Origin of the sequence: Kitasatospora sp. NPDC091257 (genome assembly GCF_044757675.1) — a bacterium.
GTDB lineage: Bacteria > Actinomycetota > Actinomycetes > Streptomycetales > Streptomycetaceae > Kitasatospora > Kitasatospora lactacystinica.
In genome coordinates, this window is record NZ_JBIVVI010000594.1 from 1 (window position 1) to 5,577 (window position 5,577).

At 73.7% G+C, this 5,577-nt stretch carries 3 protein-coding genes and 1 pseudogene; all 4 read left to right on the plus strand.

The annotated features are described in order from the left end of the window. Nucleotides 1-258 precede the first annotated feature (258 nt). Nucleotides 259-2,109 (plus strand): asparagine synthase (glutamine-hydrolyzing), encoded by a 1,851-nt coding sequence (gene asnB / locus ACIQOV_RS25110; RefSeq protein ID WP_401052026.1) that lies wholly within the window; start codon nucleotides 259-261, stop codon nucleotides 2,107-2,109. A gap of 330 nt (nucleotides 2,110-2,439) precedes the next feature. Further along, nucleotides 2,440-3,558, plus strand: coding sequence for a hypothetical protein (locus ACIQOV_RS25115; RefSeq protein WP_401052028.1), 1,119 nt, complete (start codon nucleotides 2,440-2,442; stop codon nucleotides 3,556-3,558). Between the two features lie 159 nt (nucleotides 3,559-3,717). Continuing rightward, nucleotides 3,718-5,172, plus strand: a complete 1,455-nt coding sequence (locus ACIQOV_RS25120) for a pyridoxal phosphate-dependent decarboxylase family protein (RefSeq protein WP_401052031.1) — start codon at nucleotides 3,718-3,720, stop codon at nucleotides 5,170-5,172. A 129-nt stretch (nucleotides 5,173-5,301) separates the two neighbouring features. Continuing rightward, nucleotides 5,302-5,577: pseudogene (locus ACIQOV_RS25125) on the plus strand (GNAT family N-acetyltransferase); the annotation flags it as partial.

Below are 5,577 nucleotides of genomic sequence, written 5' to 3' on the forward strand. Positions count from 1 at the left end.
GTGGGCGAGGAGGTCTTCGTGGGGGTGGGGTGAGCTCGGCACGAGTGAGGAGCCTAGGTCGGCTGGCCCACCGAAGCCAAAGTTTCTGCCCGAAATCGGGCAGACATTACGACTTTCAGACTGGATTCACTCCTTCTTCACATTCGACCGCCGAACGGCCACCCGATCACCCCCGTTCCCGAAGGCCCCTTGAAGCGGCACCAACTCCGCACGTAGCGTGACCCCCTGAACACGAAGCGGAAGACCGGAGGCTTGCTGATGTGCGGGATCACCGGATGGGTCGCGTTCGAGCGCGACCTCACCGCCGAACGGGGTGTCCTCGACGCGATGACGGCCACCCAGGTCCGCCGCGGCCCGGACGCCGGCGGCGTCCACCTGGAGCCGCACGCCGCGCTCGGCCACCGCCGGCTCGCGGTGATCGACATCGAGGGCGGCGTCCAGCCGATGACGGCCGAGCACGACGGCCGGACGCTGGCCGTGCTCACCTACAGCGGCGAGGTCTACAACCACCGCGAACTGCGCGCCGAACTGGAGGCGGCCGGGCACCGCTTCCGCACCCGCAGCGACACCGAGGTCGTGCTGCGCGCCTACCTGGAGTGGGGCGAGCACCTGGCCGAGCGGCTCAACGGCATGTTCGCCTTCGCGGTCTGGGACGTCCGGCGCGAGGAGCTGCTGCTGGTCCGCGACCGGATGGGCGTCAAACCCCTGTACTACCACCGCACCCCGGACGGCGTGATCTTCGGCTCCGAGGTCAAGGCCCTGCTCGCCCACCCCTCCGTCCGCCCGGTGGTGGACCTGGACGGGCTGCGCGAACTGCTCGGCTACACCCGCACCCCCGGCCTCACCCCGTACCGGGACATCCACGAGGTCCGGCCCGGGCACGTCGTCCGGGTGCGCCGGGAGGGCCTGTCGGTCCGCCGCTACTGGGCGCTGGAGGCACGCGAGCACCGTGACAGCCTGGAGGCCACCGTCGCCACCGTCCGGGCTCTGCTGGACGACATCGTGCACCGCCAGCTGGAGGCGGACGTCCCGCTCTGCTCGCTGCTCTCCGGCGGCCTGGACTCCAGCGCCGTCACCGCCCTCGCCGCCCGGACACTGGGCGCCGCCGGGGCCGGCCCGGTGCGCTCCTTCTCCGTCGGCTTCGCCGGGCAGAGCGAGACCTTCCACGCCAACGACGTCCGGCAGACCCAGGACGGCCCGTTCGCCCGGCTGCTCGCCGCGCACGTCGGCGCCGACCACAGCGTCGTCGAGCTGAACGCCGCCGACCTGACCGACCCGTCCCGGCGCTCCGTCGTGCTGCGCGCCCGTGACCTGCCCAACGGCGTCGGCGATATGGACACCTCGCTGCTGCTGCTCTTCCGGGGCGTGCGCCGCCACTCCACGGTCGCGCTGTCCGGCGAGTCCGCGGACGAGCTCTTCGGCGGCTACCGCTGGTTCCACGACCCGAAGACCGTCGCCGTCGAGGACTTCCCCTGGGCCCTCGGCCTCACCGGCATCGCCGGCGGCGGAGCCACCCCGCGCGAACACCTCCTGGACGCCGAACTGCTCCGCAAGCTCGACCTGGACGGCTACCGCAGGGCCCGCTACCGCGACGCGATCGCCGAGGTCCCGCACCTGCCGGCGGCGGATCCGGTGGAACGCCGGATGCGCGAGATCTCGTACCTCAACCTGACCCGCTTCGTCTGCATCCTGCTCGACCGCAAGGACCGGATGAGCATGGCCAACGGGCTGGAGGTGCGGGTGCCGTTCTGCGACCACCGGCTGGTCCAGTACGTCTTCAACGCCCCGTGGGCGATGAAGTCCTTCGACGGACGGGAGAAGAGCCTGCTGCGCGCCGCCGTCCGGGACGTGCTGCCGACCGCGGTCGCCGAACGGCCGAAGAGCCCGTACCCGGTCACCACGGACCCGCACTACCCGGCGAAACTGCGCGCCGAACTCGCCCGGCTCGCCGCCGAGCGCACCTCCCCGGCCCTGGACCTGCTCGACCGGCGGCGCCTCGCCGACGCGCTCGCCCCGGACACCGACCCGCAGTCCGTGCGGCTGGCCGTCGACCTCGCACTGGACTTCGACGCCTGGCTGACGGACTACCAGGTGACGCTGGAGCTGTGAACGGGCCCAGCGCGGCGCCCCGACCACCGGGGCCGTGAGCGCCGGAGCCCCGGAAACAGCGGCGCGAGGAGAACACCGGAGCCCCCGAACGCGGCGCGCGGGGCACCGGGGCGCGGGTACCACCACTCGGACGGCGCAGTGGCCCGCGCCCGCGCCCCCATACTCCGTCCGGGTGATTGTGAGGGGGAGCATCCCGCCGGTCCCGGCGGTCCGACCGTGCGATAGCGTCGCCGACACCTCCCGAATGGCGGGCGAATTCGCGGATTAACCGCTCATCTGCCGTCAGGATGGGAGCGAAACGTTCACCTCGATCCGCCGGGGGATCCCGTCATGCAGCCGCGAGTCTTCGCGATTCTCACCGCCCTGCTCCTGGGCGTCCTGGGCCTGGGATCGGTGGCCGTCACCGACTGGTCGCCCGCGGCGTCCGGCGCAGCCCCCGCCGCCGGCGCCCCCGGGGCCCCCGCCACCGGCGCCCGGCCGGCCGCGGCCGGGCCCGCGAGCGCCACCCCGACCGGCGACCCCGCGGTGTGGACCCGCTCCACGCTGCGCAACAAGCTGATGGCCGAGATGGACGCCACCGACCCCGGCGTCGCCCTGGCCGACCTCGACAGGATCACCAAGGAGAAGCCGTACACCGTGCGCTTCTGCCACCCGATCGCGCACGAGCTCGGCCACGCGGCGGTCAAGCGTTTCAACGCCGACTTCCAGAAGGTCATCTCCTTCCCGCACGAGACCTGCGCGGCCGGCTACCTGCACGGCGCGGTCGAGGAGATGCTCAACGCCTCCGCCCAGCCCGAGACCGACCTGCTCAAGCTCTGCGCGCCCAAGAACAGCGGCCCCTGCATCCACGGCGTCGGCCACGGCACCATGTTCGTGGTCAAGCAGGACGTCGCCAAGGCCCGCGACCTGTGCAACAAGTTCCCCTCCGACCAGAACCGGATCCGCTGCTCCGAGGGCCTGTTCATGCAGCTCTTCGGCCCGGACGAGGAGGACGAGCAGGCCAAGGCCAACCTGCCCGCCGACAAGCTCGCCCAGGACCCGCTCTACCCGTGCAAGGACCAGCCGTCGCTGTTCCAGTCCGCCTGCTTCTTCTACGCCCCGACCTTCTACCTGTCCTCGCACGACTACCCGAACCACCCCGAGGTCTACGCCGAGGCCCTCAAGTGGTGCCTCAACGGCAAGGCGAGCGGCGGGGCGGTGGACTGCAGCCGCGGTGTCGGCTCGCGCACCATGAAGTACAACCTGGACCGCGAGGACTGGGCGGCCGAGCAGTGCGCCACCGCCGCCGACGGCTGGCAGCGCAAGGCCTGCGCCGAGGGCCTGGTCAGCTACTACACGGTCAACTACACCGACGGGGGCGCGGCCGGGCGGCTCTGCGCCAAGATCACCAACAAGGAGATGCAGGGCTACTGCCGTTCCGCGAGCGGCCTGTCCGGCTCGCTGGACTGACACCCCGGTCTCCCGACCGACACCCCGGTCCCGGCATGAGGGTCCGCGCCGCACGGCGCGGGCCCTCATGCGTAAGATCGCCCGATCATCGCCTGATCAGGGTGCGCCAAGGACGCCGCGCCTCGCCCAGCCCGTCCCCCGGCCTCCCTGGAGCACGCCATGACCACCGAGGACTTCCCCGGCACCGACCTCCCCGGCACCGACTTCCGCCGCGCCGCCCACGCCACCGCCGACCTGGTCTCCGACTACCTCGCCGAACTGCCCGGCCGCCCGGTCTGGCAGCCCATGGACGAGACCGCCCGCCGGGCCCTGCGCGACGCCCCGCTGCCCACCGAGGGCCGCCCGCTCGACGAGCTGATCGGCGCCATCGGGCGGGACGTCCTGCCGTACCCGATGGGCAACGGCAACCCGCGCTTCTTCGGCTGGGTCAACTCCGCCCCCGCCCCCGCCGGAGTGCTCGCCACCCTCGCCGCCTCCGCGATGAACCCCAGCTCGGCCGGCGGCGACCACGCCGACGTCCACCTGGAGCGCGCCGTGGTCCGCTGGACGGCCGAGCTGGTCGGCTTCCCGCACCCCGCCGGCGGCGGCCTGCTCACCTCCGGCACCTCGATGGCGACCATCGTCTGCCTCGCCGCCGCCCGCGACCGGGCCGCCCGGCGGGCCGGCCGGGACGTCCGCGAGGAGGGCCTGGCGGGCCTGCCGCCGCTGGTCGGCTACGTCACCGGCGAGACCCACTCCTGCGTCCGCAAGGCCGCCGAACTCCTCGGCCTCGGCAGCAGGCACCTGCGCACCGTGGCCACCGGCCCCGACGGCCGGCTGGACACCGCCGACCTGCGGGCAGCCGTCGAGCGCGACCGCGCGGCCGGCCTGCTGCCCTTCCTGGTGGTCGCCTCGGCGGGCACCGTCGGCACCGGCGCGGTGGACGCGTTCGGCCCGATCGCCGACCTCTGCGAGGAGCAGGGCCTCTGGCTGCACGTCGACGGCGCGTACGGCGCCTTCGGCCGGCTCGACCCGGCCATCGCCCACCGCTACGCCGGCCTGGAGCGGGCCGACTCGCTCGCCCTCGACCCGCACAAGTGGCTCGGCGTCCCGGTCGACTGCGGCTGCGCGCTGGTCCGCGACACCGAGGAGCTGCGCGGCACCTTCAGCCTCGTCCCGTCCTACCTGCGCGACGAGGCGGCCGGCGCGCTCGGCTGGTTCTCCGAGTACGGCACCGAGCAGACCCGTCCCTTCCGGGCCCTCAAGGTCTGGGCCACCATCGCCCACAAGGGCCGCGCCGGCCTCGCCCGGGACATCGCCCGGTGCACCGCGCTGGCCCGCCGGCTCGGCGAACTCGTCCAGGACGACGAGGAGTTGGAGCTGATCGCCGAGGTGCAGACCTCGATCGTGGCGTTCCGCCACCGCGCCCCCGGCCTGGACGAGGCCGCGCGCGACGCCCTCAACCGCGACCTCCCCGCCGCCGTCCAGCGGCGCGGCCGGGTCTTCGTCACCGGCGCCCGCCTCGGCAGCGCCGAGATGCTCCGCGCCTGCCTCCTCAACGCCGCCACGACGGAGGCCGACCTCCACCTCCTGCTCGCCGAGGTCAGGGCCGCGGCCCGCGAGCTGCTCGGGTAGGCCGCCGGACGCCGTCCGGCCTCCCGGGGCGGCCCCGCGCGTTCCTCCCGTAACAGCCCGGCGCGGACCGTAACCGGCTGGTCACGACGGATGCCCGACCGGGAAACACCGGTCGGGCACGGTGGCGGCATGGAGCATTCGAAGCCCTCTCCCCGCCGTGCCCCCGGTTCCCCCGACGCCTTCCGCGCCCCCGCCGGTCCCCGCGCCCGCCGCACCCGCCACTGGCGCCGTGACACCGTCGAACTCGCCGCCGTCTTCCTGTCCGTCACCGCCGCCGACCTGATCGCGAAGGTCGTCGTCCACGGCCCCGAGGGCCCGGCCGTCCTCGTCGGCTCCGCGCTCGCCCTGCTCGCCGTCACCCTCCTGCACGCCTGGGTGTCCCCGCACGCCCCGCCCCCGACCACC